This window comes from Deltaproteobacteria bacterium, from assembly GCA_029860075.1.
Classification (GTDB): Bacteria; Desulfobacterota; JADFVX01; order JADFVX01; family JADFVX01; genus JAOUBX01.
This window is the reverse complement of record JAOUBX010000068.1, coordinates 1-25004: the sequence shown is the minus strand read 5'-3', so window position 1 is coordinate 25004 and position 25004 is coordinate 1. Positions and strand designations below refer to the sequence as shown.

Annotated in this window: 29 protein-coding genes; 19 read left to right on the top strand and 10 right to left on the bottom strand. The window is 43.1% G+C overall.

The genetic code is table 11. The features are described 5' to 3' along the window. The first annotated feature begins 828 nt into the window (after positions 1-828). The 3 genes from OEV42_16910 to OEV42_16900 all read left to right on the top strand — a co-directional run bounded on the left by OEV42_16910 (position 829) and on the right by OEV42_16900 (position 3116). Positions 829-2136, top strand: a complete 1308-nt coding sequence (locus OEV42_16910; GenBank protein MDH3975957.1) for a YARHG domain-containing protein — start codon at positions 829-831, stop codon at positions 2134-2136. 58 nt (positions 2137-2194) lie between these two features. Further along, the gene (locus tag OEV42_16905) at positions 2195-2494 is read left to right on the top strand and encodes a hypothetical protein (GenBank protein MDH3975956.1); all 300 of its coding nucleotides are present in this window, start codon (positions 2195-2197) and stop codon (positions 2492-2494) included. A 91-nt stretch (positions 2495-2585) separates the two neighbouring features. Further along, complete coding sequence (locus OEV42_16900; GenBank protein MDH3975955.1) at positions 2586-3116, top strand: hypothetical protein; 531 nt, start codon at positions 2586-2588, stop codon at positions 3114-3116. Here OEV42_16900 and OEV42_16895 read toward each other — a convergent pair. After that, positions 3113-3295: a hypothetical protein gene (locus OEV42_16895; GenBank protein MDH3975954.1), complete on the bottom strand. Its 183-nt coding sequence runs from the start codon at positions 3293-3295 to the stop codon at positions 3113-3115. The genes OEV42_16900 and OEV42_16895 overlap by 4 nt on opposite strands. A 78-nt stretch (positions 3296-3373) precedes the next feature. Between OEV42_16895 and OEV42_16890 the strand changes: the two genes are divergently transcribed. Further along, a complete protein-coding gene (locus OEV42_16890; GenBank protein ID MDH3975953.1) occupies positions 3374-4813 on the top strand; it encodes a DUF4157 domain-containing protein in 1440 nt (479 codons plus the stop codon). A 122-nt stretch (positions 4814-4935) separates the two neighbouring features. Beyond that, entirely contained in the window at positions 4936-5421 is a 486-nt protein-coding gene (locus tag OEV42_16885) for a hypothetical protein (GenBank protein ID MDH3975952.1), read from the top strand. A gap of 159 nt (positions 5422-5580) precedes the next feature. Here OEV42_16885 and OEV42_16880 read toward each other — a convergent pair whose 3' ends face one another. The 5 genes from OEV42_16880 to xseB form a co-directional block, all read right to left on the bottom strand. Beyond that, complete coding sequence (locus OEV42_16880) at positions 5581-7113, bottom strand: SulP family inorganic anion transporter (protein MDH3975951.1); 1533 nt, start codon at positions 7111-7113, stop codon at positions 5581-5583. A 241-nt stretch (positions 7114-7354) separates the two neighbouring features. Next, the gene (locus OEV42_16875) at positions 7355-8101 is read right to left on the bottom strand and encodes a TlyA family RNA methyltransferase (GenBank protein MDH3975950.1); all 747 of its coding nucleotides are present in this window, start codon (positions 8099-8101) and stop codon (positions 7355-7357) included. 157 nt (positions 8102-8258) lie between these two features. Beyond that, on the bottom strand, positions 8259-10178 hold the full coding sequence (gene dxs, locus OEV42_16870; GenBank protein ID MDH3975949.1) for a 1-deoxy-D-xylulose-5-phosphate synthase: 1920 nt from the start codon (positions 10176-10178) through the stop codon (positions 8259-8261). A gap of 46 nt (positions 10179-10224) precedes the next feature. Next, positions 10225-11145: a polyprenyl synthetase family protein gene (locus OEV42_16865; GenBank protein ID MDH3975948.1), complete on the bottom strand. Its 921-nt coding sequence runs from the start codon at positions 11143-11145 to the stop codon at positions 10225-10227. Then, positions 11138-11365: an exodeoxyribonuclease VII small subunit gene (gene xseB / locus OEV42_16860; protein MDH3975947.1), complete on the bottom strand. Its 228-nt coding sequence runs from the start codon at positions 11363-11365 to the stop codon at positions 11138-11140. The genes OEV42_16865 and xseB overlap by 8 nt, the downstream gene beginning before the upstream one ends. Positions 11366-11838: 473 nt before the next feature. Here xseB and OEV42_16855 point away from each other — a divergent pair, with 473 nt between their 5' ends. Further along, positions 11839-12363, top strand: a complete 525-nt coding sequence (locus OEV42_16855) for an NYN domain-containing protein (protein ID MDH3975946.1) — start codon at positions 11839-11841, stop codon at positions 12361-12363. Positions 12364-12367: 4 nt separating this feature from the next. On the opposite strand, the gene OEV42_16850 is transcribed toward OEV42_16855, so the two are convergent. Further along, positions 12368-13402, bottom strand: a complete 1035-nt coding sequence (locus tag OEV42_16850; GenBank protein ID MDH3975945.1) for a lipid A deacylase LpxR family protein — start codon at positions 13400-13402, stop codon at positions 12368-12370. A gap of 229 nt (positions 13403-13631) precedes the next feature. Between OEV42_16850 and OEV42_16845 the strand changes: the two genes are divergently transcribed. After that, complete coding sequence (locus tag OEV42_16845) at positions 13632-14399, top strand: hypothetical protein (protein ID MDH3975944.1); 768 nt, start codon at positions 13632-13634, stop codon at positions 14397-14399. A gap of 21 nt (positions 14400-14420) precedes the next feature. Here OEV42_16845 and OEV42_16840 read toward each other — a convergent pair whose 3' ends face one another. Further along, positions 14421-14825: a nucleotidyltransferase gene (locus OEV42_16840; protein MDH3975943.1), complete on the bottom strand. Its 405-nt coding sequence runs from the start codon at positions 14823-14825 to the stop codon at positions 14421-14423. Further along, entirely contained in the window at positions 14803-14997 is a 195-nt protein-coding gene (locus OEV42_16835; GenBank protein MDH3975942.1) for a hypothetical protein, read from the bottom strand. Before OEV42_16835 ends, OEV42_16840 begins: the two co-directional genes overlap by 23 nt. Positions 14998-15085: 88 nt before the next feature. On the opposite strand from OEV42_16835, the gene OEV42_16830 reads away from it, so the two are divergent. The 6 genes from OEV42_16830 (at position 15086) to OEV42_16805 (ending at position 20380) form a co-directional block, all read left to right on the top strand. After that, positions 15086-15598: a CAP domain-containing protein gene (locus tag OEV42_16830; GenBank protein MDH3975941.1), complete on the top strand. Its 513-nt coding sequence runs from the start codon at positions 15086-15088 to the stop codon at positions 15596-15598. A gap of 409 nt (positions 15599-16007) precedes the next feature. Continuing rightward, complete coding sequence (locus OEV42_16825; GenBank protein MDH3975940.1) at positions 16008-16511, top strand: chemotaxis protein CheW; 504 nt, start codon at positions 16008-16010, stop codon at positions 16509-16511. A 67-nt stretch (positions 16512-16578) separates the two neighbouring features. Continuing rightward, a complete protein-coding gene (locus tag OEV42_16820; GenBank protein ID MDH3975939.1) occupies positions 16579-18879 on the top strand; it encodes a methyl-accepting chemotaxis protein in 2301 nt (766 codons plus the stop codon). A 386-nt stretch (positions 18880-19265) separates the two neighbouring features. Then, positions 19266-19478, top strand: a complete 213-nt coding sequence (locus tag OEV42_16815; GenBank protein ID MDH3975938.1) for a hypothetical protein — start codon at positions 19266-19268, stop codon at positions 19476-19478. A gap of 242 nt (positions 19479-19720) precedes the next feature. Next, entirely contained in the window at positions 19721-20137 is a 417-nt protein-coding gene (locus tag OEV42_16810) for a low molecular weight phosphatase family protein (protein MDH3975937.1), read from the top strand. Between the two features lie 87 nt (positions 20138-20224). Next, entirely contained in the window at positions 20225-20380 is a 156-nt protein-coding gene (locus tag OEV42_16805) for a hypothetical protein (protein ID MDH3975936.1), read from the top strand. Positions 20381-20705: 325 nt separating this feature from the next. Here the strand turns inward: OEV42_16805 and OEV42_16800 are convergent, their stop codons facing one another. Continuing rightward, positions 20706-20894, bottom strand: a complete 189-nt coding sequence (locus tag OEV42_16800; GenBank protein ID MDH3975935.1) for a hypothetical protein — start codon at positions 20892-20894, stop codon at positions 20706-20708. Positions 20895-21012: 118 nt separating this feature from the next. Between OEV42_16800 and OEV42_16795 the strand changes: the two genes are divergently transcribed. From OEV42_16795 to OEV42_16770, 6 genes are all read left to right on the top strand, one after another. Beyond that, a complete protein-coding gene (locus OEV42_16795; protein MDH3975934.1) occupies positions 21013-21177 on the top strand; it encodes a ribbon-helix-helix protein, CopG family in 165 nt (54 codons plus the stop codon). 182 nt (positions 21178-21359) lie between these two features. Further along, entirely contained in the window at positions 21360-21950 is a 591-nt protein-coding gene (locus tag OEV42_16790; GenBank protein MDH3975933.1) for a hypothetical protein, read from the top strand. A gap of 250 nt (positions 21951-22200) precedes the next feature. Beyond that, positions 22201-22863, top strand: a complete 663-nt coding sequence (locus tag OEV42_16785) for a hypothetical protein (GenBank protein ID MDH3975932.1) — start codon at positions 22201-22203, stop codon at positions 22861-22863. Between the two features lie 254 nt (positions 22864-23117). Next, positions 23118-24017 carry a hypothetical protein gene (locus OEV42_16780; GenBank protein ID MDH3975931.1) on the top strand — a complete coding sequence of 300 codons (900 nt, stop codon included), beginning with the start codon at positions 23118-23120 and terminating at the stop codon, positions 24015-24017. A gap of 131 nt (positions 24018-24148) precedes the next feature. Beyond that, positions 24149-24517, top strand: a complete 369-nt coding sequence (locus OEV42_16775; GenBank protein ID MDH3975930.1) for a hypothetical protein — start codon at positions 24149-24151, stop codon at positions 24515-24517. 187 nt (positions 24518-24704) lie between these two features. After that, positions 24705-24887: a hypothetical protein gene (locus OEV42_16770; GenBank protein ID MDH3975929.1), complete on the top strand. Its 183-nt coding sequence runs from the start codon at positions 24705-24707 to the stop codon at positions 24885-24887. The last annotated feature ends 117 nt before the right edge of the window (positions 24888-25004 follow it).

Genomic DNA, 25004 nt, shown 5'->3' with positions numbered 1-25004 from the left:
GAGAGAATGTTTTCCTCGATAATGATCGATAAGTATTTTTACCTCAAGTTGCTAAAACGTTATTCAGATTTTTGAAGAAGGAGAAAGGGATAGTTACAAAAAGTTTATAGAAGAGGATTGTCATGATGAAGAAGTCGGAGAAATTCGGAAGAAAACGCTTCTTGGACACCCACCAGGGGACTTGGCTTTCATTGAGAGACTTTCGGAACTACTTGGCCGGAAGCTGGTATTTAGAGGAAAAGGACGCTCCAAAAAGGAAGATTAACCGTCCTGGATTTTATTGGGATGTGTCCCTATTATTAATCGGGTTGCGGAGTTTGCGAAGTCTGGACTTTTTGTCTGGTTCACATCAAATACCAAGCTAAATATGCACGGGAGTATAATGGTTTATCTCGTTGTGAACAGAGAAACAATGGCTTGGTACACATCGTTTAAACAGAAGTCTACTTGGGTGGTGGATAAAACCAAAGGCATAGAGAAAGAGCTGGTAGAACAATGGTTTCATTTTTAGAAAAGGCAAATAACCATAAAATCCACCCGACTTCCTTCGTCGGCAGGTGGACATCCAGTGGAAGCGCTACTGTATGGTCCACAATATGAAAAAGATTTACCACTTTGGTATGGCAGGAACTTAAAAAAAAGAAAAGGCAGGAAAAGGACCGCCATAAAAGCTGAAATAACCTCCATAAAGTGCATAGAAAAGGTCAAATCAATTGACAAACTGACTATAGAATGTAATCTTTAACAAAACTTTGAAAAATCTGTTCCTCCCTCGATAAACCTCCCTTGTCAAAACAGTTTTTCTACAGACTCGTTAGGCTAATACTTATGACCAAAATATCTACTATATTGTTTTTCTGCTTGTTGATCCTCTGGACTTCTTACAGCACCAATGCTGAAGAACAGCACAAGTCTTCAACAGCAATAGCTTTTCTTCGAGACGGCCAAATCTGGATAGCTGAACACAATGGTCAAAATGAGCGCTTGTTTATTACGACAACTGGTAAAGTTAAAGATTATCTGTTTTCGCCTGACCTAAAATATTTGGCCTATCATGGCACTATGAAAGGCGAAGTTGGTATGTTTGAGATTTTGGATATTGAGAGCGGAAAGCTTATTCATGAAAAAAAATTCAATTTAAAAAAGAAAGCTGTTCACTTTAACAGGTGGATGTCAAAAATAAAATTGCTCTTTCGCTGGGTTACCCTTGAAACTGAGCTAGGTCCAATGGGTATGTCTTATGAGTATGACATTGAAGCAGGGAAAGCAGATGAAATAAATTGGGATACTGATATAATTGATTATGACACAGAAAACACGCTCAAAGTATATCACGATACTGTGAAAGACGATCAAAATCGAAGAATGGTAGGTTTTGACCAGTTACATCTTTTTGACTTAAAATCAAAAACAAATAAAATTATCTATACAATTGATCGTAAAGGTTTTCGCAGAGGTAATGAGGTTAGACTTACGAAACCAATAATTTCAAACACAAAGCAGTATATTGCCTTCATGCGTGATTATAAAGAATTATTGGTCTACAATATGTCTAATGAAGTTACTAAAAAAATATCTGATGCATACGTTTTATCTAGAAATTTTTGGTCACCTAATGACGTTTACATCCAATCTTACTCAAAAAGAAAGCCTGTTGTAATAAATGTGCAAAATCCTACAAACATAATATTTCTCCCAAGAGACGGAAAAAAATTCATTTGGGAGTCTGATGAACATCTTCTTTATGAAAAAAATGAAAACACTTATAGATATAGTTTAAGGTCAGAAAAGGATAAATTAATTATTAAAAAAGCTCTGCAACCTACCTACCTATTTAATTATCTTGACAACAAAAAAATGAATAATGTTGAGCCATATAACTATTTAGAAAAAATGATCTTATCTGATATTAAATTGAAAGAGAGTAATTTATTACACATCGATAATAAAAGGTTGTGGCTATTAAGAAATTCTATTTTTGCACGGCATGGAAGAACCTTCAATAATGATGACCTAAATACCTGGTTTAAGGCTAAGACATGGTACAAAGTAAATCCAAACTATTCTGACACCTTATTAACGGATAATGACAAATCAAATGTTTCTACTATCTTACTGGAAGAATCGCAGCGGTAACTTGGAAAGCCTAACCAGGCACTACATTTAGGCAATAAAGTCAAGTAAGGAGAGCAAATTGTCAAATAAAGTCATATTATCGTTGATGACAATTCTTTTTACCGTTTCCTATATTGAATCCTCTAGTGGACCTTCAGCAACCACTGTTAAAACATTCAAGAGTGATAGTTCCAAACAGTGTGAGGGCCCTGGCGTTCCATTATCTGAAATGGAACTTGAATTAACCGACAATAGTGTTGAAGTCATTTCATCAAATTGCGGCTACATTACAGGTGTTACAGCGCCAGCTCTTTGCGGGGCAACCACCCTCGGAATAAATATATATGAAATTAATATAACTCAATTAGACACAGTATAAGCAATGGCTTTCAAGCCTGTGAGCGACTTACCGGGATATCAAATTAGCGATTACCCGGCTTAACCCTGCACTGCCACATCGGCTTAGTGCAATGATTGCGCTACAACAGAAAGAAAGATCAGTGAAATTTAATTCTATTATCGCTTTATTACTAACCATGTCTATGTCAGCAACATTGACCTTTGCCATGGCCAGAGCCCCCAAATTACCGGAGAATAAATGGGACCCTGCCCTTCAAGGCATCAAACTCGGAAGCAAATTTGATGAAGTTATTTCCACTCTTGGTAAACCCCAATCAAGTGAGGATCATGATAAAAACCTTGTTTTATTTTACGATGGTCTTACTATTGAAGTCGGACGAAAAAATCATGACTTGTTATGGGTAACCAATGTTGAAATTAATAATCCAAAGTGGGAAATGAATCCTAAAATTAAAGTGGGAATGCCGAAAAATGATATTATTAAAATATTAGGAACACCCCTCCACCAGGAAGAGCGAGAAGATGGTCGAATTTGGATTTGGTGGTGGCATGAAAGTTCTAAATTCGATTCTCTTTTTTCAGTAACCTTCGAGAATGAAAAAGCTATTAAGATTATGTTTTCAGAAGACACATCCATTTAATACAAGCTAACAGGCGCTACCTTCAGGATTGTGACGACCTGCAAGGTCGCCCTCAATCCCTTGAACAAGGCGCTGTTGCCGGACAAGCTTTCCGCTGCGCTCCAAAGTTGCCGCAAAGCACGGTGTGAGTTGCGGCCCGGCGCCGCATTATTGATTAAATTGTTACATTCAATTTGCATTACTACCTTTCATATGGTAGTTTCGCAGTAAAGCTATCCCATAATTCCAGGCGCAAGAGAATCTGTGGAGGACCAATTATGCATACTTTTACTGGTATACCGAAGACAGTTCAAAAGAATGCGCTCAAGAATTCCTGTACACCCGGCCGGGCCCGTCTCCGGCAAAAGCATGATGTGAATTCGATCCTGAATTTACAGCGTGCCATGGGAAATCAAACCGTACAACAAGTATTACGGTCACAGACGGAAGGACCCAATGGCGGACTGGCAGACACGGCATCACTTAACTTCGGACACGATTTTAGCCGGCTTCCAATACATTCTCGCAAAGCATCAGCAATACAAACAAAATTAGCGATTAACAGGCCAGGGGATAAATATGAGCAGGAAGCAGACCGCATATCTGAACAGGTAATGCGCATGGATGGGCGCCACAGCACGCACACTGCGCCACCGGCAATCCAGCGCCTCCACATTGGAGCCGGCGAGGAACTTGCAACAAAACCTGTTCAACGCCTCTGTACTGAGTGCGAGGAGGAAATGCTGCATCGGAAGACTGCACCCGCAGTCGCCCATGGCGAGAGGGGCCAGGCACAACACCAGGCCGAAGCAAAGGTTGATGCAGTTCGCAGTGGGCATCCCTTAGCGAAGGAGCAACGGGCCTTCTTCGAGCCTCGCTTCGGTGTGGACTTCAGCCATGTACGGATCCATACTGATCAATCAGCAGATAGAGCCACCCGTGCAGTCGGAGCGCACGCCTTTACGCGAGGCAGCCATATCGTCTTCCGGGAGGACCGGTATCATCCCCACACCTACGCAGGACAACAGTTGCTTGCGCACGAGTTGACCCATGTCGTACAGCAAGGGGCTGCGCCTCCTATCCAACACCGCTTTGAAAATGAAAAGGGTGAACAACATATTAAGCGTAACGAATTGCACATGGGAATGGCCGGAAACGTTGTGCAGTGTTGGCCCGGTGACGGCATGGTGCCCCCGGGAGACTGCAGTTGGGCGACCTATCTCGCTCTGCGGGGCTCGGTCGAAACAGCAAAAGCGATCGTGAGCACCCTCGGCGCTTGCTCTGCTGGTGACAACTGTCTCACTCTGGCAACAAAGATTGCCGCTATCACTGCGGAGATCGCCGCACGCGTGGCGCTCGATACTACTTGCTTCAGGGGTGGAGACAGCGGCCATCGCCAGCAAGTGCAAGACAAAGTCAACATGATGAACCGCTGCTATCGGTTTTTCAACGCATCCAACTGTCCGCCGGAACTGATCGCAGCAATGGCGGTTGTCGTCCAGCGTGCGCGTGATGTCATTGCAGCCGGAGCTGCGGTAGTAGCCATCGCAGTGGTTGTCGCGCTCATCGTAGCGATTATCGCACTTGCGAAAGCCATCGCTGCCCTGGCCGCAGCAGCGGGCGCAGGTGCAGGCGCCTTAGCTACCGCAACAGCAGTAATAGCGCTGCTCGTGCTGATCAAGGAGGAGATCTCGCCTGATGAATCGTCATCAGCGTAATAACCATGCAGACTCCCCATGACATGAACCTCAAAGCGCTCTTCTTCAATGCCTTCGCCTCACGTCCCAGGCCCCCGGCTACTCAGATCTTGCGACAGTCCGTAAGTCACGAGGGCGATCACTTGCGTGAACTCCTTGCTGCGAAGACCTCAAAGGAACTCACCGATTACGAACTCCGGAGCAATGTCGAAAGCAACCTCTGGATGCTCAGTCCGGAAGCATTCCTCTACTTCCTGCCGGCTTTCCTGCATGCTTCCCTGAAGTCCTATGTATCTGTCAGTGTTTTTGCCTCCGAACTGATAACTGCACTCACTGAGCCCTCTCGCACAGATATCACAGATGCGCTTGATCACGTTGATCAGATCCCGTCCGGGCTCGGTTTTCCGAAGGACATGACGGACCTTCTCCGAAAACAGCAACTCGAATGGTTTGATTCCGGCGTCCCATCGGCCATTTTCCACGAGCGCTTCGACAGGCTAACCCAGGCCGAAGGCGCTGCTATTCTCGCTTTCCTTGTCGCCTTCCAGGAGGCCCACGGCGCGGACTTTCCCTTCGGGGAACTGGAGACCGCTATCGACAGGCACTGGGCCCACTATCGAGATTCTTGAGGACTTCCAGCGAAACGCCGCGACACACTCGTCCCCGCCCCCCCCAGGCAAACGCTCGATTCGAAAAAACTTTCAAAAAATGCCCGCCTGATCTATGAGTGAAAGCAATATACCCCTTCCAGAATTATATTCCAGGACCATAGCCGGCGGGCATGCTATTTAAAAAGCCAGCTTATCATCAGCAACATAATATTGGGGATCTTCCTTGATATTGACTTCCACAAGGTCTCCCGCTTTTTCCAGCAAATCACGGCATTCCCGGCTTAAATGGCAGAGATGAAGCTTCTTGCCTGCCTTTGTATAGCGTTCTGCCAGCGCATCGATGGCTTCAATGGCCGAATGGTCGGCAACGCGGGAATGGGCAAAATCGATGACGACTTCGCCGGGATCATTATGAGGATTGAATATTTCACTGAAGCGGTGAATGGAGGCGAAAAAAAGAGGCCCATTTAATTTGTACACCTTCGCACCCCCGGCATTAATCACTGTCTCGGCATGAATTTCCCTGGCATGTTTCCAGGCAAATACGAGTGCCGAAACAATGACACCGACAACGACGGCAATGGCAAGATCAGTAAATACGGTAACCAGCGCCACAAGAATAATGACAAAAAAATCTTCATGGGGAACGCGCTTCATCATTCTGAATGTCCCCCATTCAAAGGTCCCCAGTACGACCATAAACATGATCCCTGCAAGGGATGCAACGGGAATCATCTCGATAAGTGAAGAACCGAAAAGAATAAAGCTGAGGAGAAAAAGTGCCGCAGAGATACCGGAGAGATTGCGCTGACCACCGGAACTGATATTAATCATACTCTGACCGATCATGGCACAGCCGCCCATGCCGCTAAAAAGCCCCGTAAAAACATTGGCCGTCCCCTGCCCTATGCAGACACGGTTACCCTTTCCACGGGTTTCCGTCATTTCATCGATAACACTCATCGTCAGAAGTGACTCAATTAAACCGATGGCGGCAAGGATAACAGCATAGGGAAAAATAATCTTTATCGTCTCCAGGTTAATCGGAACACGGGGCATGTGAAAGGGTGGAAAGCCTCCACCGATACGGGCAATGTCACCGACGGTCTTCGTCTCAAGTCCACCGAAAATAACAATAAGCGTAACAACAAGAATGGCAATAAGGCCGGCGGGAAGGGCCCGTGTAATTTTGGGTAGAAAATACATGATAAAGATGGTTACAAAAACAAGGGCCAGCATAAGTCCCAACTCCCCTTTAGGGAGCCAGCTCTGGCTGCCATCGGGAAGGGTAAGCTGAAACTGGGGAATCTGGGCCAGAAAAATAACAATGGCCAGGCCATTGACAAAACCGAGCATAACCGGGAAAGGGACCATACGGATAAATTTGCCGAGCTTGAGAAGCCCTGCTGAAATTTGAATAAATCCCATGAGGACAACGGTGGCAAAAAGGTATTCTACACCATGACTGGAAACAAGACTGACCATGACCACAGCCAGGGCTCCCGTAGCGCCGGAAATCATGCCCGGTCGTCCACCGACAAGTGATGTAATGAGTCCCACCATAAAGGCGGCATAAAGTCCCGTAAGGGGATTGACTCCCGCAACAAATGAAAAGGCGACAGCCTCCGGCACAAGGGCCAGCGCAACAGTTAAACCGGACAAAACATCATCTTTAGCACGCGCAGCATGCTTGTAATACAAAGCAAACATAAAATCTCCTGAAATTTAACGTATTCTTAAAACGAGAATGTAAAACAGTGGAAAAACAGAGAAAAAATAGGGAGTGTGATGAGGAGTATCACCTTACCGGACTGCGTAGAGGAAACAGTGACTATTTACTTCAATTTACCAAACCGCTTTATTTTTCAATATGTTATAACACAAAGACTCTTTTTTATCAATGCCTTTCTAAAAGGATTCAGCCATTGATGCGGGACAGCCAAGATAAAAGTTATGATTTTTTTAACATATAAATGAGGAATTCCCTGTTCCCCTTAGCGCCAAGGATGGGAGAGGGTGTAATGCCAATAACATTGAGGCCTGAATCAGCCATGAAGTCGCTTATTTCCCGAATTACCTTATCTATTTTAGCTTCATCCCTTACGATCCCCCCTTTACCCACTTCTCCTTTGCCCACTTCAAACTGGGGTTTAATAAGCGCTACAATACGGCTGTCTTCCTTTAAGAGGGGAATAACATGAGGAATAACTTTGGCAAGCGAAATAAAAGAGAGATCCATAACGGCGATATCCGCCTTTTCCGGAATATCTTCCTGAACCATATGGCGAATATTTTTCCGCTCCATGGAAATAACACGGCGATCATTCTTTACCTTAAGGTCCATCTGCCCGTACCCTACATCGATAGCATAGACCCTTTCCACATCATGCTGAAGAAGACAGTCAGTAAAGCCCCCTGTGGACGCCCCGATATCGAGAGCGACAAGCCCCTTTACATCAATATTGAAGTGATTGATTGCCTCCTGCAGTTTGAGGCCGCCACGACTCACATAGGGCATGGCTTCCCCTTTAATCCTTATCTCTGCATCAAAGGGAACCACTTCACCGGCCTTGTCTGCCCGCTTGTCATTAACAACGATCCGGCCCGCCATAATAAGGGCCTTCGCCTTCTCTCTCGATTCAGCAAATCCTCTTTCAAGAAGGAGTTTATCGATTCTTTCTTTTTTGATTTTACTCATGAATATGAAGGATGTTATTCAGCCGGGATGTTTATGCCCGCCGGGCGCAAAAAAACAAAAGGTTCAGTTTTTGGAATAAACTGATTTTCGATACCGGAACGATGAGGAATAAAAAAAGTAAAGCAGTGCCTTTATTGGAAGTACCTGCCCACAAGCGTCAGGCGATTTTCCGCTTTGCCCTTACCCCGGGAGTTGCGCTTTTACCCGCCAATTGAACAGCGGCTTTTGCAATCCCTTCACTATCAATACCGACGACACTTCTCAGTACATCCTGCGGGCCATGCTCGACAAAACCGTCGGGAACACCGAGCCTTTTCACCTTAATATCGGCAAGCATGCCCTTCTCTTCGAGAAGTTCCATGACAGCACTTCCGAAACCACCCTGCAAAGCATTCTCTTCAACAGTAATGAGATAGCCCGTCTTTTTTACAGATGTGAGAATGAGGTCTTCATCGAGAGGTTTTACAAAGCGTGCATTAATAACTTCAGCATTGATTCCTTCTCTTTCCAGCTTTTCAGCCGCTTCAATGGCAGGATAGACGGTAGAGCCAATAGCGACGATGGTAAGGTCATTTCCTTCTCGTAAAAGCTCACCCTTCCCTACTTCAATGGAGCTGATTTCACGGGAAATGTCGACGCCATAGCCTGCGCCCCTGGGATACCTGACAGAGGCCGGTTTGCCGCATTCGGTAGCCGTTTTGAGGAGACTCCTCAATTCTTGTTCATCTTTGGGCGCCATAACCACCATATTGGGAACGTGGCGCATGAAAGAGTAATCAAAAAGTCCGTGGTGGGTTGGTCCGTCGGCACCGACAATTCCTCCCCTGTCCAGGGCAAAGACAACAGGCAGCTTCTGAAGGGCCACGTCATGAACAACCTGGTCATAGGCTCTTTGCATAAAAGTTGAATAGATGGCCACGATGGGTACAAAACCTTCCGTCGCCATACCTGCGGCAAAGGTAACGGCATGCTGCTCTGCAATACCTACATCGAAATAGCGGTTGGGAAATCTTTCGGCAAATTTACTCATACCCGTTCCCGCGGCCATGGCTGCCGTAATACCGACAACCTTTTCATTCTTCTCGGCCAGCCTGATGATGGTATCACCAAAGACATTTGTGTAGGAAGGAGGTCCGCCGCCACTGCTCTTTACCTTGCCTGTTTCAATATCGAAGGGACCAACGCCATGAAAAGCGGCCGGATTATCTTCGGCAGGCTTATAGCCCTTACCTTTCCTGGTAAGAATATGGAAAAGGATGGGGCCGTCCACATTTTTAATATTTTTAAGGTTTTCAAAGAGGCTTTCCATATTATGGCCGTCAATGGGGCCGACATATTTGAAACCGAGGTCCTCAAAAAGCATTCCCGGAACGACGAGTCCTTTCAGAGATTCTTCCAGTTTCTTGGCAAACTTAAGCATAGAGTCACCACCGGGAAGATGTGAAAAGAGGTGTTCCGTCTCTCTTCTAACCCTCGTATAGAGCACACCGGTCATCATCTTGCTCAAATATGACGAAAGGGCTCCCACATTTTCAGAAATAGACATTTCATTGTCGTTAAGAATAACGATGAGGTTTTTATCGATATGCCCCGCATGGTTGAGACCCTCAAAAGCAAGTCCCGCCGTCATGGACCCGTCACCGATAACGGCTATAACCCTGTTGTCTTTTTCCATAATATCGCGGGCGGCCACCATGCCCAGCGAAGCCGATATGGAGGTTGAACTGTGCCCCGTATCAAAGGAATCATACTCGCTTTCACTGCGCTTGGGAAAACCGCTGAGTCCCTTGTATTGCCTCAGTGTTTGAAATGCTTTTTTTCTTCCCGTCAGAATTTTGTGGGCATAGGCCTGGTGACCCACGTCCCAGACTATCCTGTCATTAGGCGTGTTGAATTTGTAATGAAGGGCGATGGTAAGATCGACAACACCGAGGCTTGACCCCAGGTGCCCCCCTTTTTTTGAGACCGTATTTATTATCTCCTCCCTCAGTTCCTCAACCAGTTGAGGCAGCCGGGATCTGTCGAGCTTTCTTAAATCTTCCGGTGTATCTATACTATCGAGCAGTCTTTCAGACATAATGATCTTCTTTCTATTCTTATTAAGAAGGTATCTTTTTTAATACTCAGGACTTTCTATCTACTATATATCTTGCTATCTCTCTTAAAGGATCAGCCTTTTCATCAAAACCGTTGAGGCTGCTAACTGCCTTGTCAAGCAATTCAGCAGCTCTTTCTCTTGCTTCTTTCAGTCCCAGCAGTGCAGGGTAAGTTGCCTTTCCCCTCGCTTCGTCACTGCCCGCATCTTTGCCCAGTGTTTCAGTACTTGCAGTAACATCAAGTATATCATCAGCCACCTGGAAGGCAAGACCGGCAAAGGTTCCATACTTTGTGAGTGACGCCAACTCGTCACCACCGGCACCACCCAGTTTTGCACCCGCTTTGACGGAGGCAAGGATGAGCGCTCCCGTTTTGTGCGTATGAATAAATTCGAGCGTCGGCAGGTCAACCATTTTACCTTCCGCCTCCATATCGGCCAGCTGTCCTCCCACCATACCTGCGGCGCCGGCAGCTTTGGCAATATCATGGGCGGCATCTAAAATCCTGTCGCCATCAACCCCCTTAAAGAGCTCTTTCCTGCTCATGACCTCAAAGGCGGCAGTGAGCAGCGCATCACCGGCAAGTATGGCCGTTGCTTCATCGAAGGCCTTGTGGCAGGTCGGTTTTCCCCGCCTGTAGTCATCATCATCCATGGCTGGCAGATCGTCATGAATGAGTGAATAGGTATGAATAAATTCCAGGGCACAGGCCGCCGGCATAACACGGTCCAGTTCTCCACCGACAGCCTCACAGGCGGCCATGGCAAGAACGGGCCGAATTCGCTTGCCTCCCGCTTCAAGGCTGTACCTCATTGCTTTATACAAGGTAGCCGTCAGCGACTTGCCGTCAGGCACAAGGCCGGACATGGCCTCTTCAGCAAGGCTTTTTTTGTCCTTAAGGTATTTTTCTATATTAAAACTGATTTTTTCCGGCACAGTACTATTCATCAAACTGGAAGGGCTCACTTTTTATTTGGCCCTTGTCATCTTTCGTTAGAATTTCTATCTTTTTCCCGGCCCTGTCAAGCCTTTCGGAACAAAGACGGGAAAGCTTGACGCCTTCTTCAAAAAGTTCCATAGATTCCTCAAGCGGCACCTCACCCCCTTCAAGTTTTGCAACTATCGCTTCAAGCTTCTTCAGATCCTTTTCAAAGTTATCTTTTGCCATAGTTTTGAGGGAATTAAAAATTATAAATTATAGGTTTCTATCAGTCAAGGAATATCCCCCATAAAAACAGTTAAACCGAGGGAGGCTGCTCATTATATCGCGAAAATTCGATTTCACAAAGGTAGAATTTATCAGAATCCATAAGATCCTCTTCTCTATGAAGATCCCTGGCCAAAGAAAGTGGTCTTTCTTTACTATAAAAAAGCTCTTAACCCGGAAACGGCAGTTGGACCCGGTAGTGTCCGGTTAGGAAATTGCACCACTGTTCCTCCCCTTTCAAGGAGGAGGTCAGGAGGGGGATGGGTTGTTTTTTTGATACCATTTCCATGTTAACCCATCCCCACCCCAACCCTCTACCCTCAAGGGGCATAAATGCCATAAAAGAAAAGTATTTTACCTGTCACCCCGCTCAGCGAAGGGAGATTCCTATGTAATATTGAATAGTCCCCCCCTTTTTGCTATCATCTCCTCATATGTCAACAAGGATCGTAATAGACGGCTACAATCTAATTCGCCAGTCTGACCAGCTTATCAACCTGGAGGCTATCTCCCTGGAAGAGGGACGAATGGGGCTTATCAGACTATTGGCTGACTACAAAAAAATTAAGGGCAATCTTATAACCGTTGTCTTCGACGGATGGAAATCGGACAACATCGGCTCTTCACGGGACAAGGTGCAGGGGATAGATATTATTTACAGCGGCAGGGGAGACAAGGCAGATGATGTAATTAAAGGCATGGCTCATGAACTGCGGGACAAGATCGTTGTCGTGACTTCCGATAAAGATATTGCAAATCACGCCAAAAAAAAAGGCGCTGTCGTTATTTCCTCACCTGAGTTTGAGATGAAAGTAAGAATGACTGTCGGCGGTGATGATTTCAGCGATTTTGGCGATGAGGAGGATTATGAAGTCAGATCGGGAACAAAGAAAAAGGGCCCCGCAAGAAGGCTATCCAAAGAAGAACGGAGAAAAAAGAGTAAACTAAATAAATTATAGCCCCTCAATTTCGCCAGGTAAAATTAATAGTGCCGTACTCCAAACCTCCATCCTGACCGTCAAACATTTTTCCCTGATCAATCCAGCCGATGTGAGCGCTGAAATCGAGCCAGTTATACCCGAAACCTGCAAATAGATTATGGACAAAGGGCTTTTTATCCACATGAGGCCCGTCACGAAATAAATTACCGTCCAAAAATACGGAATGCACATAGATGTCGGTACCGACCCCAACCAAAACAAAGGGTCCCGGCCGGCGTGAACCGTTTGCTGCAATTGTTCCCCGTCCAATAAGATCGGGACGTATAGAGAGGGGATTAAAGCTGTCCTCTTTTCCGAGCACAGCGGCAAAACTGACATTCCCCCCTGTTATAACATTACCCAAATATAATGCGCCCGTACCGACTATATCGAAACTCCATCGCTTGCGAGGATGGTGGGAATAAAGAAGATATCTGCGGTCATAACCGATATTTAGCGCCAGTTCATTCTTTAATTGATTATCCCAGCCTCTCGGCCTGTCACTATCGGAAACCTTGTGCGCCAATTTCTGAACATGCTCCGCCATAGACAAAGGACCAATGATACCAACCATTAAAGTCAGGCTTTCACCCTGCTTTTTCTTTTCGCCATTCATGGTGTAAAACCAGTAAAGAAGGCCCGCATAAGGCAGATCATCAGGCTGATCAACGATTTTGGCAACGTCTTCCGGTGTGGAAATAATTTGTCCTCCGCCATAAGCAATCCATCGCTGATAACCTTCTTCTCTAACAAAATCCATTTGACCAAAGATTTTTCGCATCCCCGCTGAACTGTTTTTTTCAGTAAAATCAGAATAAGTATCAGAAATCAATGAAAAGCGAAATCCATTGGTATAATGCCGGTCCCTGTTACTTGTCGTAAAGAGGTCATTTTCGAGAGTAAAGGAGATATAAGCCGCATCAGGCAGGGCGGTGCTTATGTCCGGGGACAGGACAGTCAGAAATAATGCAAAACAAAGAGGAGCGAATTTATAATATAGGGGCCTTTTATCAATCATAATAAACAGCCGGATAAATGAAGTTTCCCTGAACGTAAAGAGCGTCAGAAGAAAACGCCCGGACACCACCCTTGCATTGAAAAGTAACACAAATTCAAGTGCTTTTCAAAATTTTCTTTAAAATAAAGCACTTTCCGGAAAAACTTTTGTCACCACGTGCTAAAAGTCCTTTGTTTACCTCCCGCCAAAAGGGCTATAATAATACTCAAGCTATCTATGGAGGAAGTCATTGAATTCCGAACTGACAGCCATGCTGAAAAGAAGAGGATTCCGGGTCATTGCGGCCAATCCACGGGATCGTCTTTTCTTTCCACAAGAGAGGTTCAACAACTTTGACGATGAAATATATGAACTTCTGAAAAAATACTCCTTCCGCATATTTATGAGAGACCTGATTAAAAACAAAAAGTCTTTCACTTGTGCCGATCTCCTCAAATATGTTTCCAGGGAATGTGTTGAAATCTACCTTCAATTTCTGCTTGAAAGAAAAATCATTGAAAAAATAAAAGATGATCAATTCCGTTTGAAAAAGAAGTCCGTCTTCAGCTTCGGTGAAACGCTGGAATGGTTTGTGGCACAGATTTTTGAAAAAGAATTCTCTTCAAAGGCTATGTGGGGCGTAAGATTAAAGGGAGGAAAGAGCGGCGGCGATTATGACGTCCTTGCTTCCTTCGAAAACCGTATTGCCTATGTTGAAGTTAAATCCTCACCGCCGGCCAATGTGGAGGAAAAGGAAATCATCGCCTTTCTCAAACGAGCCGAAGAGTTGTCCCCTTCTCTCGCTATCTTTTTAGAAGACACCCAACTGAGAATGAAGGACAAAATAGTTCCCTTCTTTGAAAATGCTCTAAGAAAAAAAGGACTACCCATAGAAAGGCTCCGGGATGAGACTTTCTCAATTGGAAACAGAGTCTATATTACCAACAGCAAAGGGGACATTGCCGCCAACCTGGCTTTTTGTATCCGTCATCACCTGACATCGGGGTGTTTGTTTTAGGTAGAAGAAGAGGCAGGATAATTATTGAAGGTCTTCAATATCTGACAAATCTCTCGCCCGCCCGGTGGCTTTTTTATTGGTAATGTAATCTTCCTTACCTAAATAAAAGATTCTTTCTCCTTCCAGGGATGCCTCCACCCTATTCACCCATGCTCTATCGAAATCAACTCCAGTGATTTCTGTCAGGATATCAATTCTGCGGGGAGCAACACCAAGTTGTATGATCTGCCCCGGTGTTTCAAAGTCCTTTTGTGTTAATCCAAGTGAGCCCATCCCGAATGATTCAAGGACTTTAAGCATCCTTGAGGCATTATCCGGTGCAGAGGAAATAAATATATCAATATCACCTGTAAAACGAGGTCTGCCGTAAAAAGATAGCGCATAAGCGCCGACGATGACGTACTTAACCTTGTTTGAGTTTAACAATCTTATAAACTCTAGGAAATCCTGATTTATCTGCATAGTCGGCACCGTAGTAATCCTGCCTCAATAATTCCACAGCCGACAAGCGCTCTTCAACACTTTTGCTCAGCCAGAACCGCAGGTCGTCACGATCATCTTTTTTTAAGGGTTTAATTATTACCTTTTTTTCAATCATACTTGCTATACTATCAAAAAGGGTTATAAATTCAAATACCTATTAATCCCCTTAAGCGGTTAAACTCCCCTCAAGCAAGGAGAAGAGGATGTACAAATTATTATTCCCCACCCTCCTGCTTTTTGCCACAAGCTGCGGCACAGCAGGCCATGCCCTCAAGCTGAATAATGACGAGGTTAAAACCCTCATTGCAGAGCACAACAGGGTCCGCGCAGATGTAGGTGTGGGACCCGTCAGTTGGTCCGCCACAATTGCCGATTATTCCCTGGCCTGGGCCGGGCATCTTGCGCAAAAGGGCTGCTCCATGAAGCACAGGCCACGCAGGGGCAAGTGGAAACAGCAATACGGAGAGAATATCTTCATGGGAACAGCAGGCTATTACGGCGTGGCTCATGCCGTAAAAAGCTGGGAAAGCGAAAAAAAAGATTACACATACGGGCCCATCAATGAAAAGACCTGGTATCCCACGGGGCACTACACGCAGGTCATCTGGAAAAACACGAAGACCATGGGCTGCGGCAAATCCCTGTGCAACGGGAATATGATCGTTGTATGCAACTACGATCCACCGGGAAATTATATGGGGCAAAAACCTTATTGAAAGCGGTGCAAAGACTCAATACAGTGGCTTTTTTACCTTCACATGCCGGTCATGATTTTATTGATCTTCCCTTAAGCTTTGCGTCTCCAGAACTCTGAGCATCATTTAAAACAAAATATCAACGCCAAAACCCTTGCCGGATAAGTCAATCTTGACACTTGCAACACAGATGTCTCATGACACACCTGTGTATCACCCATCTTTTGTAACTTGTAACTATTACATCCTTGACAAAACAAATCCACTTAAAATCAAAAATGCTTCAAGTACCTATAAACATTAACTAATTTTTTTTATCACAATTCAATTCCTTCTTGGCATGACTCTTGGAATATGTCAAATACATATATTTAATCCTGTCCAAAAAAATAAAGTCTTATTTAATAATAAAAGCAAAGGAGGAAAAGTAATGGCTGAACCTATGGAGTTGACAAGTGAAGTCACAAACGTACCTTCCTTAACGGGTGGGAAATTTTTGACTTTCCAGCTGCAGGAAGAAGAATATGGCCTTGAAATACTCAAGGTCCGGGAGATTATCGGAATTATGGCGATTACTACGGTTCCACAGACCCCGGACCATGTAAAAGGTGTAATTAATCTGAGAGGAGAGGTTATTCCCGTTATAGACCTTCGTCTTAAATTCCGGCTTACTGAAGGTGAGTATGACCGGAGAACCTGTATTATCGTCGTTGATGTGAGAGGTATGCTCATGGGAATCGTTGTCGATACGGTATCGGAAGTTATTCATATTGATGACAATTGCATCGAAGAGCCCCCCTCTTTCGGCATCGCCCTAAATACGGACTACATCCTGGGGATGGGTAAGGTCGGTGACCAGGTGAAGATTCTTCTGGAAATCGACAAAGTGCTTACATCTGCAGAATTAACGGAAATGAGCAAAATAGGCCGCTAAAATATGGCCTGAAGAGGCCAGGAGAAAAATAAAGCAGGAAATAATCGCAAAAAAAGGAGGACGAGAGATGAAAAGGGGAAAAATATTAACAGTGGGATTAGTCATATTTTTTTTCATGATACCATTAACGTCTTTTGCCGGAGGAGGCAAGGGAGACCATCAGGCAGGAGCGCTTCATACCAATGTTGAGGTTGAAAAGATAAGTCTTGCAGATAAAGACACAATGAGTATTTTAAAGTCCGACTGGCTCAAAGAATCGGAACATCACATAGAGGCAGTTAAGGATGCCGACCTATCAAGTACCTTCTGGACTTTTATAGCCGCTTTTGCTGTTCTCGGGATACTGGCTTTTATGGGATCATCGAGCGGCGCATTCAAAAAAATCAGCTTAAACAGTAAACTTTACACGAGCCACGGCAGTCTTGCTCTTTTAGCCCTTGTTCTCGGCGTGGTCAGTTTCATCTATGTTAGTCGTATGGCTGTTTACGCACATGAAGAAGCCCTCTTTGCAGAGCTCGATTTGAAGGCAAGTGAAATCAGCAACGACATAAGCAGTTTTCTTTTACATGGTATTGAAAACAGGGAATACGGTGAAAGAAGGGTAGCTGCTGCCAAAGCGAAACTTGCCGAAAGCCATGATATTATTAATGAGCTTCTCGAAAGCGGCTACCTTGACGCAAAGCAGACCGGGCAGATAGAAAAAGTCAGGGCCGATTTTAATGATTACAAAAAACTAATGGATGAGGTAACCAGGAGTTATCACGAGATAGAAGTGGATAAGGAAGAGCTGGACCACCTTATTGCCGATGTTGATAATGCCCTTGAGGAGTTGTCTGCCCACCACAAGGAGGAACTTGGCAAATTATCGCTTAGCGAAGAGATTTTATACCAGACAAAGTTGATCCAGCATATTGACGAAATGGAAGTGGCCAGCTTAAAGCTTGCTAAAAATGAAGTAGCGTTTCTTCTCGATAAAAATCCTGAGCGAATTGAAGAAATGAATAATCAGATGGGACTCCTTAAAGGCTACGTTCATCTGCTGGAGAATGAGAACAAAAATGCACAGGAAGTGGCTAAGCTCAGGAAAGTTGAAAAAGAGATTGATGATTATGAGAAGATGCTTAAAGTGGTCATTCTCGATGAAGCCATTATAGCAAAAGACACGGCTCAAATGTTGGAGCTTGTTACCGAGATCGAAGATATTACGGCATCACTGACTCATGAAGCTGAAGCAAAAGTCATGGGTATGGAGAAAGAGTCGGAACTGGCTTCCATTATCCTCGTGGTAATAGCGCTCGTGGCAGGCGTCCTTCTTTCCGTAATGATTGCAAGAACCATTTCCAGGCCCATTGACCACGTCGTATCCATACTCAATGATGGGACGGAGAATGTTTCATCGGCAGCAGGACAGGTAGCTTCTGCCAGCCAATCACTGGCCGAAGGCGCTACAGAGCAGGCGGCATCACTGGAAGAGACCTCATCATCACTGGAAGAGATGTCTTCCATGGTTCAGCAAAATGCGGACAATGCAGGCCAGGCGCATCAGTTGTCAAACGTAGCGAAAGACACGGCAACAAAAGGCGCTGATTCCGTCCAAAAAATGATTGAGGCCGTTAATGAAATAAATAAAAGTTCCGAAGAAGTCTCAAAAATCATTAAAGTGATTGATGAAATTGCATTTCAGACAAACCTTCTGGCACTCAATGCCGCTGTCGAAGCAGCCAGGGCCGGAGAACATGGCAAAGGTTTTGCCGTAGTCGCCGAAGAGGTAAGAAATCTGGCAGGAAGAAGTTCCGAAGCGGCCAAGACAACGGCCGGCCTTATTGAAAGCAGTACAACCAGGGCAAAAATGGGAAGCGAACTGGCTTCAAATTCAGGCGAAGTACTCAATGAAATCGTTTCAAATGTAACGAAAACTGCCGATCTCATTGCCGAAATTGCCGCAGCCTCCAGGGAGCAGGCTGCAGGAATCGAACAGGTAACAAAGGCGGTAACCCAGATGGACCAGGTTACGCAACAAAACTCAGCCTTCTCGGAAGAGACGGCTTCCGCCGGTGAAGAACTCTCATCTCAGGCTGAATCCATGAAAGAAATGGTGGGCAACCTGGTTACTCTTGTAAGCGGGGAGCAAGACGGTTCTAACGGTAAAGTTGCGCTGCCGCAATCTTCTCTTAAAAGAGAGGCAAGCAAAACCTCTCATAACAATGGAAGGAATAAAGTTCTCAATACTGTCCGCAGCATTTCACAGAAAGGGAAAGAATTAAGGGAAAGGACCACGATAAATAATTCCGGCAATGGAAGAGGCACGATGGCTCTAAATCCTAATGATATTATTCCCATGGATGAAGATGATTTCAGGGAGTTTTAATCCGGGGTTTACTTGCGGCTCCACCCTGAGGCAGAACCTGCATTCACAATGAAAGATAAAGCCCCATTCCACATATTATTAATCCCGGGAAGGGCAGTTGAACATGAATTTCAGAGAAAGCTATGGGTTTCACGGCGCTTACAAAAAATTCTCAAGATTAAGCAAACATTGTTGTAAGCGCTGTGGAATCATTAGTTGTTCCTCAAACCATAACCAGCTGCCCTTTCCAGGTTAATGCCTGTTACAGAATCTGCACTCTATGCACTGACAATTTTATAAGTAACAGTCCGGATATTTTCCAACCTTTACAAAAAAAATACATCTGTCATTTTACAACAAGCTTTTTCTCAGCTACACTTAGCTATAAAACAATGGAGGTAGTAAACATGGCAAATATTGATGTTGTCAAAGTGACGACAAGAGGGTTACAGGCAGTGTCCTATATATTAGGCACTGCGCTGCTGACCTTCAACCTGACTGCATTCAAACTCTCAAAAGGAGGATCAATCTATTACCTGGACAAGAACCAGACATGGCTGGCAGCAGGGGCGGCCCTCATCGCCCTCGGTGTCTGCATCAAAAACTGGCAACGCCTGTAAACATGAGCTGCAACTGTGAAAGAAGGCAGAGCTAACAAAAGAGCAGTCATTCTGCTTTCGGGAGAAGAAGGGGAGGAGCTTTTACTTTAAAGATATGTGAGATAGTCACGAATTAGGGTAGTGTTCAATTTAGTATCTATCGGTCAACTATGGTGGATCAAACTATTTTTTCAAATTGGAAAGGAGGGATTTTTTGCAAGGTCAATAGTGGGGTGCCAAGCTTGAGCAATTATTAATAGATTATGATTAAATCACCTCAAAATATCCTCTTCATCTGTTACGGCAATATGTGCCGAAGCCCTATGGCGGAAGGGCTGGCAAAAAAGATTCTTGACGGCAGGGCACATGTAGAAAGCGCCGGTATTTCCCCAAGCAGAAACAGGGCGACCAATGAAACCATTGAGGTAATGAAAGATGAATTCAGTATCGATATTTCAAACCATCGACCACGGGCCGTCACGGACATAGACGTTACGCCCTTTGATACCCTCATTGCCCTTGACGCTTATGTTTACAGTTATTTAAAAAGAGACCAAAGAATTGATCCTGAAAAGCTGATCCAGTGGAATATCCATGATCCCTACAGGAGCAGTATTGAGGTATACAGGGAGTGTGCCTTTCATATTCGGAGGTGTGTGGAGGGCTTGGTTAAGGGATAAAAGGGATTCCAAAAAGATCAGCCTCGCGCAGATAAGTTTATGCCCTGCGGGTACAAAGGCGCAGATAGAAAATATTCCTTGTAAATAATGTCATTTCGAACCAAAGGGAGAAATCTTGTTTTTCTGACAGGATTAACAGGATTGACGGGATATTATGAGAATGGAACGCAGATGACGCAGATTGAGCGGATGAACACGGATCTCGGTAAGCAAGGTTATTTTGACCTGAAAGAGAAATATTAAAAAAATTTTCCAGACAGGAATTAAAGGATTAAAGGTTTTTGTTTTGGATTTTAGAGTTATTGACCCTTGAGTAACGCCCTATTCTTGAAATCAGTGAAAATCCGCCAAATCTGCACCCTTCGAGTATAAGTTTCACTAATCCTCATAAATTCGGAAAGGAAAGCTTTACGCATCCGCGTTCTATGCTTCTCCGCACCAACAGGGCACTTGTGCTCTGTGAGTATAAACGTCTCTGCGCGAAACCATCCTGTCACCCTGAGCCCGTCGAAGGGTCATTCCGCATTCCGCATTCCGCATTCCGAATTCCGAATTCCACAATCCGAAATCAATCGTCCCCCCTTTTTAAAAGGACAAGATCGAGGTTATTAAATTTTTCAAGGAAGGCTTCCAGCGTGGATGAAGTCAAAAGCTCTGCAAGTGCCTCCAGAGCAAAGGTGTGTCCCTTCAGCACATCATACATATCCCCCATGAGCCATTCATCAAATTCCCCTTCCTTCTGCTTTGGTTCTGTCATGACTTGCCCCCTTTGATTTAAAGATTATCCTGTAATGACACTTACACAACGAGTGAGTCATATTGTCATCAAAATGATTCAGTTGTCAAGAAAAAATATACTGCTAAAATGAGTCACTATGAATAATAATGAATCCCCAAAAGAAAGAACGACCATTTACCTGTCGCCCGAAATCTCAAAACTTCTTAGGCAAGCCGCTAAAGATGAGGACCGTTCTATGACGAAACAAATAGAGCGTATCCTTAAAGACTGGCTAATTGAAAAAAGTTATTTGAAGAAATAATGACGCTTTAGACAGACCCGTATTACTTATCACATCATTTCTTCCTGTACTAAACAATAATCCACTTCCTGAAAAATTATAGCTTTCAAGCAGAAAGTATTACAGCTTGACTTTTACAACACCTCTGGTAGATTTCATGACAGGCTGTACAATACATATTAAAAGAAATATATGGAGATAATATGATAAGAGCCTTTACACTACTCATAGTGCTAATAATTCTATCCGTCTCACAAATTGGTGAAGCCAAAAAAGTGGAAGAGAAGAATGATAATATTTATTTATCATTTTATAAAAAAACTGTAAGTGAGCTTCTACCCGAGTATAGGTTACATGATGAGGAAGATTATCAAAGTTACTGGAAACACAAAAACTCATATGTATACAAAACCAAGGATGATGAAGGAAACTATAAGGCCCCTTATTGGACAAAAGGTTTCTTTAATGAAGATGAAACTATTGATTTTGCGTACATTCTTATAAATAAACAAAACAATAAAAAATACTTGTTCGCGATTGTTTCCGAAGGTGAGAAGTACAAAGCTATCCAATTAGGTGAAGGAAACAATTTAGAGATGGGTATTGCTACACAGCAAAAAGGTAAAATCCTTACTGCTTCTGGAAAGGGTTATTGGGAACCAACAAAAGATGATCCACCGGAAGTTTTTGTTAAAAGAAACGCTGTATCATATTTCATGTTTGAAAGTGCAGCATCATTGTTTATCTGGAATGAAAAAGATCGTAATTTCAAAAGGCATTGGATAAGTGACTAAAATGTATAGCCAGCCATTCAACCAAATCGATTATAGCTCACTTCCTTCCTGAAATAAACAAAATCTACCGTCCCAGAATATTACAGATTACAAATGACAAGTTGCAATCTCTCTGACATTTGGCTTAGTTCGGCTAGTGTATTGAATTATTAAGTTGAAAGAAAACTGGCTTTTAGCTTCTTTTTGTTTTTACTTCTTTTCTTCAAATAAGTTTGTTACATTATTCAATTACATAGGGGGATACAAGTATATGGATAACGATGTTGATAGGCAAGAGGCAAGATGTTTTAGAGAAAAAACTAAATGGCATCCGTTTATAGCTATAATTATATCATTATTTGCGCTCGTAATTTCGTGGTTTAGTTATAATTTGATAAAGGAAGAATATATTGGCGAGACTAAGCTATATTTAGGTTTAGAATTTGATGAGAAAAAGGCTCGGGGGAAATTCGTAAGTTTAAATGACAGGATTATATTTCTTAAAGGTTATGCATATTTTCCATCAGCGTTTAAAGATTTACCTAATGAGATAGAAGTTAGAGGTAATTTTCATGATATAAATACTTATTGGCTTGCAAAAGGTGCAAATGAATATGTAGAAAGTGAATTAAAACCGTATCTGTCGAGAATTCTTACAATAGTAAACCCCTTATATATACCTGTTATTATTGAGTCTAAATATATTGCTAAAGGTTATTCGAGAGATTCTACGGATCTATATTGGTTAGAGTATCGTGTTAATGCTGTACAAGGAGGGTTTAACTCTTCAGAGTTAAAAGGTATTTATTGGCGGGATTTCTTAGAGGAAGATGTTGATAAAAAGCGGCTTCTTGATCAGGAGTGGGACAGAATAAAAAAAGAGAATCTAGTTAGTGTAAAGGTAAACGGTAATTTAATTGATATTCAAAAATGAGGTATTATACAGATAGAGAAAAGAGTGCACTTTCTTTTAGTAATTCTTAAATTATCCGACATTTGAATTAGTTGCTTTGTAGGTGGGAAAGAGAAAAGGGGACGTTCTCTTTATTGCTTACTTCCTGAACTAAACAAAATCAATCGCCCCTAAATGCTGTAGCTTTCAATCAGAAAGTTGTAATCTTTCACCAAGTATGATTTAGTCTGAAGTATTAAGTTGCCAATGAAATTAAAGGAAGAGTAACAGCTTAAATGAAGAGCATTATGTTCATTGCCATATTTTTTTGGGGATCACTTTCTCTATTATATGCAAATGATATTTCATCAAATGTATTGGTAGGTATTTTAGAAGATGATAGAGCAGAACTAGCCAATTGGAAGCAAGGTCCATCAAAAAGCAGAATTGTAAGACCTTTATTTGAAAAGGATGAGCATGAATGGAGACTCAGCACATCTCATCTAGAGGAAATTCAATGGATAATCGCGTTTGATGGGAAAAAAGATGGCAAAATCAAAAGCCGTCCAAATTCTGAAATCAACTCATTAGGTACAGCAGAAACTCATATCCCGGAAGCAGAGCCTCGTCAGAGATTGGTTATAGGAGAACCATCTAAAGATTTCTCAGGTTGGCAACATACATTATTTAATCGCCCTCTTGTTCTTGTCTCAAAAGATAACTTCAATGATCCCGACAAATGGAAACTCTCACAACTCAACGAAGCACAGGAAAAAATACTCAAAAAAGCTTTCCGAAAGGAATTTTCCAAAGTAATTAACTGTGATGAAGATGAAAAGCCATTGCCCAAACCCTGGTCATATGAAGAAAGGCTCATTCAATTTACTAAAACCTATCATTCAAACAAAGGTGATTTATTGGTGGGAATGATATTGAAAGGTGGTAAGTGCGGTATTAATGAGGGGCCATTCTTGGAACAACTTTTTCTATACAGGAATAATGGTTCTATTGAGCATATTGCGTTGAGTGGCAGAAATTCAAGAACTCTGTCTCTAACCTTTATTGATGCAGGCGACTATGATTCAGATGGTAAGTCAGAAGTCATTTTCTTTTTAAGCGGCTACAATGAAGATGGATATGCGATGTTTTATGACTCATTCCAAAAGAGTATAAAATGGACTTGGGGCTATCATTAGTTACTCCTTCCTGAAGTCATCAATATTGACTTTCCCAGAGTAGTTATAGCTTTCAACCAGCAAGTTGCAATATTTCCCCAAATATGGTTTAGTTTGCCGTGTACATTTCTTATTAGAGTTGGAGGAAAACATTGAACGGATTTGAAATATATATAAACAATAAAAAAGTCTGTACTGCTTCGATTGGTGACGATGGTGTATTATCTTCAATTTTAACTTTGGCAAAACGTAGTCATAAAAAGGTTGATGGTGTTGAGAGGAAACTTCCTAAGGAGGAATTATATATCGAGGTTGGAGCTTACATGACTAAATCTAACTCACAATCAGAACATGTGAAGTGGCTCAATCAAGAATTGAACTTAGGCGACTTAATACAAATTAAAATTATTGATACGCAAGAGCCTGATACACCTACAGAAAGAAGGCCTGAAAATCCTAAAGATATAGAAGTAAAAGAACGTGCATACTACGAAAAATTAAAGAAAAAATTTGAATCATAATTCTTTAACATAGGTTTAATGTTGTCATCATTACTACTTCCTTCCTGTACTCGATAAAATCAACCTTCCTTAAATAGTAATAGCTTTCAACCAGAAAGTTGCAATCTCTTCCAAAATGTGGTTTAGTTTAAACCAACATTTTTTTTCAACTGTTTAGTGTTATGTTGAGATATTATCATAGGTGCCAATGGCAACACTAAAATCTATAAATGAACACCTGAAGGCAGCAGCCGAACAGCTTGACCACGCGGCAAGGGGAATATGTGATTTGCCCTTAGAACCGACAAAAGAACATTTAGGTGCCATAGGAAAGGCATTAGGAAATATTCTTGAGGTTCAGTGCAAAATATATCATTTGCAACCCGTTTAGAGGTAGTGTTCAATAATCTGTGTCAGGGTTAATGGAATTATTCATCATATCAAAGCATTAATTCTTTATCCAGCCTTCCTTCAAAGAAAATAGCTAATTGAGAGATCGTTAGCGACC

What these genes read in the sequence shown, in the direction of transcription:
- OEV42_16910 (MDH3975957.1), top strand. Translation starts at nt 829, where the DNA reads ATGACCAAAATATCTACTATATTGTTTTTCTGCTTGTTGATCCTCTGG.
- OEV42_16900 (MDH3975955.1), top strand. Translation starts at nt 2,586, where the DNA reads ATGATTGCGCTACAACAGAAAGAAAGATCAGTGAAATTTAATTCTATT.
- OEV42_16895 (MDH3975954.1), bottom strand. Translation starts at nt 3,295, where the DNA reads ATGCAAATTGAATGTAACAATTTAATCAATAATGCGGCGCCGGGCCGC.
- OEV42_16890 (MDH3975953.1), top strand. Translation starts at nt 3,374, where the DNA reads ATGCATACTTTTACTGGTATACCGAAGACAGTTCAAAAGAATGCGCTC.
- OEV42_16880 (MDH3975951.1), bottom strand. Translation starts at nt 7,113, where the DNA reads ATGTTTGCTTTGTATTACAAGCATGCTGCGCGTGCTAAAGATGATGTT.
- OEV42_16875 (MDH3975950.1), bottom strand. Translation starts at nt 8,101, where the DNA reads ATGAGTAAAATCAAAAAAGAAAGAATCGATAAACTCCTTCTTGAAAGA.
- dxs (MDH3975949.1), bottom strand. Translation starts at nt 10,178, where the DNA reads ATGTCTGAAAGACTGCTCGATAGTATAGATACACCGGAAGATTTAAGA.
- OEV42_16865 (MDH3975948.1), bottom strand. Translation starts at nt 11,145, where the DNA reads ATGAATAGTACTGTGCCGGAAAAAATCAGTTTTAATATAGAAAAATAC.
- xseB (MDH3975947.1), bottom strand. Translation starts at nt 11,365, where the DNA reads ATGGCAAAAGATAACTTTGAAAAGGATCTGAAGAAGCTTGAAGCGATA.
- OEV42_16855 (MDH3975946.1), top strand. Translation starts at nt 11,839, where the DNA reads ATGTCAACAAGGATCGTAATAGACGGCTACAATCTAATTCGCCAGTCT.
- OEV42_16850 (MDH3975945.1), bottom strand. Translation starts at nt 13,402, where the DNA reads ATGATTGATAAAAGGCCCCTATATTATAAATTCGCTCCTCTTTGTTTT.
- OEV42_16835 (MDH3975942.1), bottom strand. Translation starts at nt 14,997, where the DNA reads ATGATTGAAAAAAAGGTAATAATTAAACCCTTAAAAAAAGATGATCGT.
- OEV42_16830 (MDH3975941.1), top strand. Translation starts at nt 15,086, where the DNA reads ATGTACAAATTATTATTCCCCACCCTCCTGCTTTTTGCCACAAGCTGC.
- OEV42_16825 (MDH3975940.1), top strand. Translation starts at nt 16,008, where the DNA reads ATGGCTGAACCTATGGAGTTGACAAGTGAAGTCACAAACGTACCTTCC.
- OEV42_16820 (MDH3975939.1), top strand. Translation starts at nt 16,579, where the DNA reads ATGAAAAGGGGAAAAATATTAACAGTGGGATTAGTCATATTTTTTTTC.
- OEV42_16815 (MDH3975938.1), top strand. Translation starts at nt 19,266, where the DNA reads ATGGCAAATATTGATGTTGTCAAAGTGACGACAAGAGGGTTACAGGCA.
- OEV42_16810 (MDH3975937.1), top strand. Translation starts at nt 19,721, where the DNA reads ATGATTAAATCACCTCAAAATATCCTCTTCATCTGTTACGGCAATATG.
- OEV42_16805 (MDH3975936.1), top strand. Translation starts at nt 20,225, where the DNA reads ATGTCATTTCGAACCAAAGGGAGAAATCTTGTTTTTCTGACAGGATTA.
- OEV42_16800 (MDH3975935.1), bottom strand. Translation starts at nt 20,894, where the DNA reads ATGACAGAACCAAAGCAGAAGGAAGGGGAATTTGATGAATGGCTCATG.
- OEV42_16795 (MDH3975934.1), top strand. Translation starts at nt 21,013, where the DNA reads ATGAATAATAATGAATCCCCAAAAGAAAGAACGACCATTTACCTGTCG.
- OEV42_16790 (MDH3975933.1), top strand. Translation starts at nt 21,360, where the DNA reads ATGATAAGAGCCTTTACACTACTCATAGTGCTAATAATTCTATCCGTC.
- OEV42_16785 (MDH3975932.1), top strand. Translation starts at nt 22,201, where the DNA reads ATGGATAACGATGTTGATAGGCAAGAGGCAAGATGTTTTAGAGAAAAA.
- OEV42_16780 (MDH3975931.1), top strand. Translation starts at nt 23,118, where the DNA reads ATGAAGAGCATTATGTTCATTGCCATATTTTTTTGGGGATCACTTTCT.
- OEV42_16770 (MDH3975929.1), top strand. Translation starts at nt 24,705, where the DNA reads ATGGCAACACTAAAATCTATAAATGAACACCTGAAGGCAGCAGCCGAA.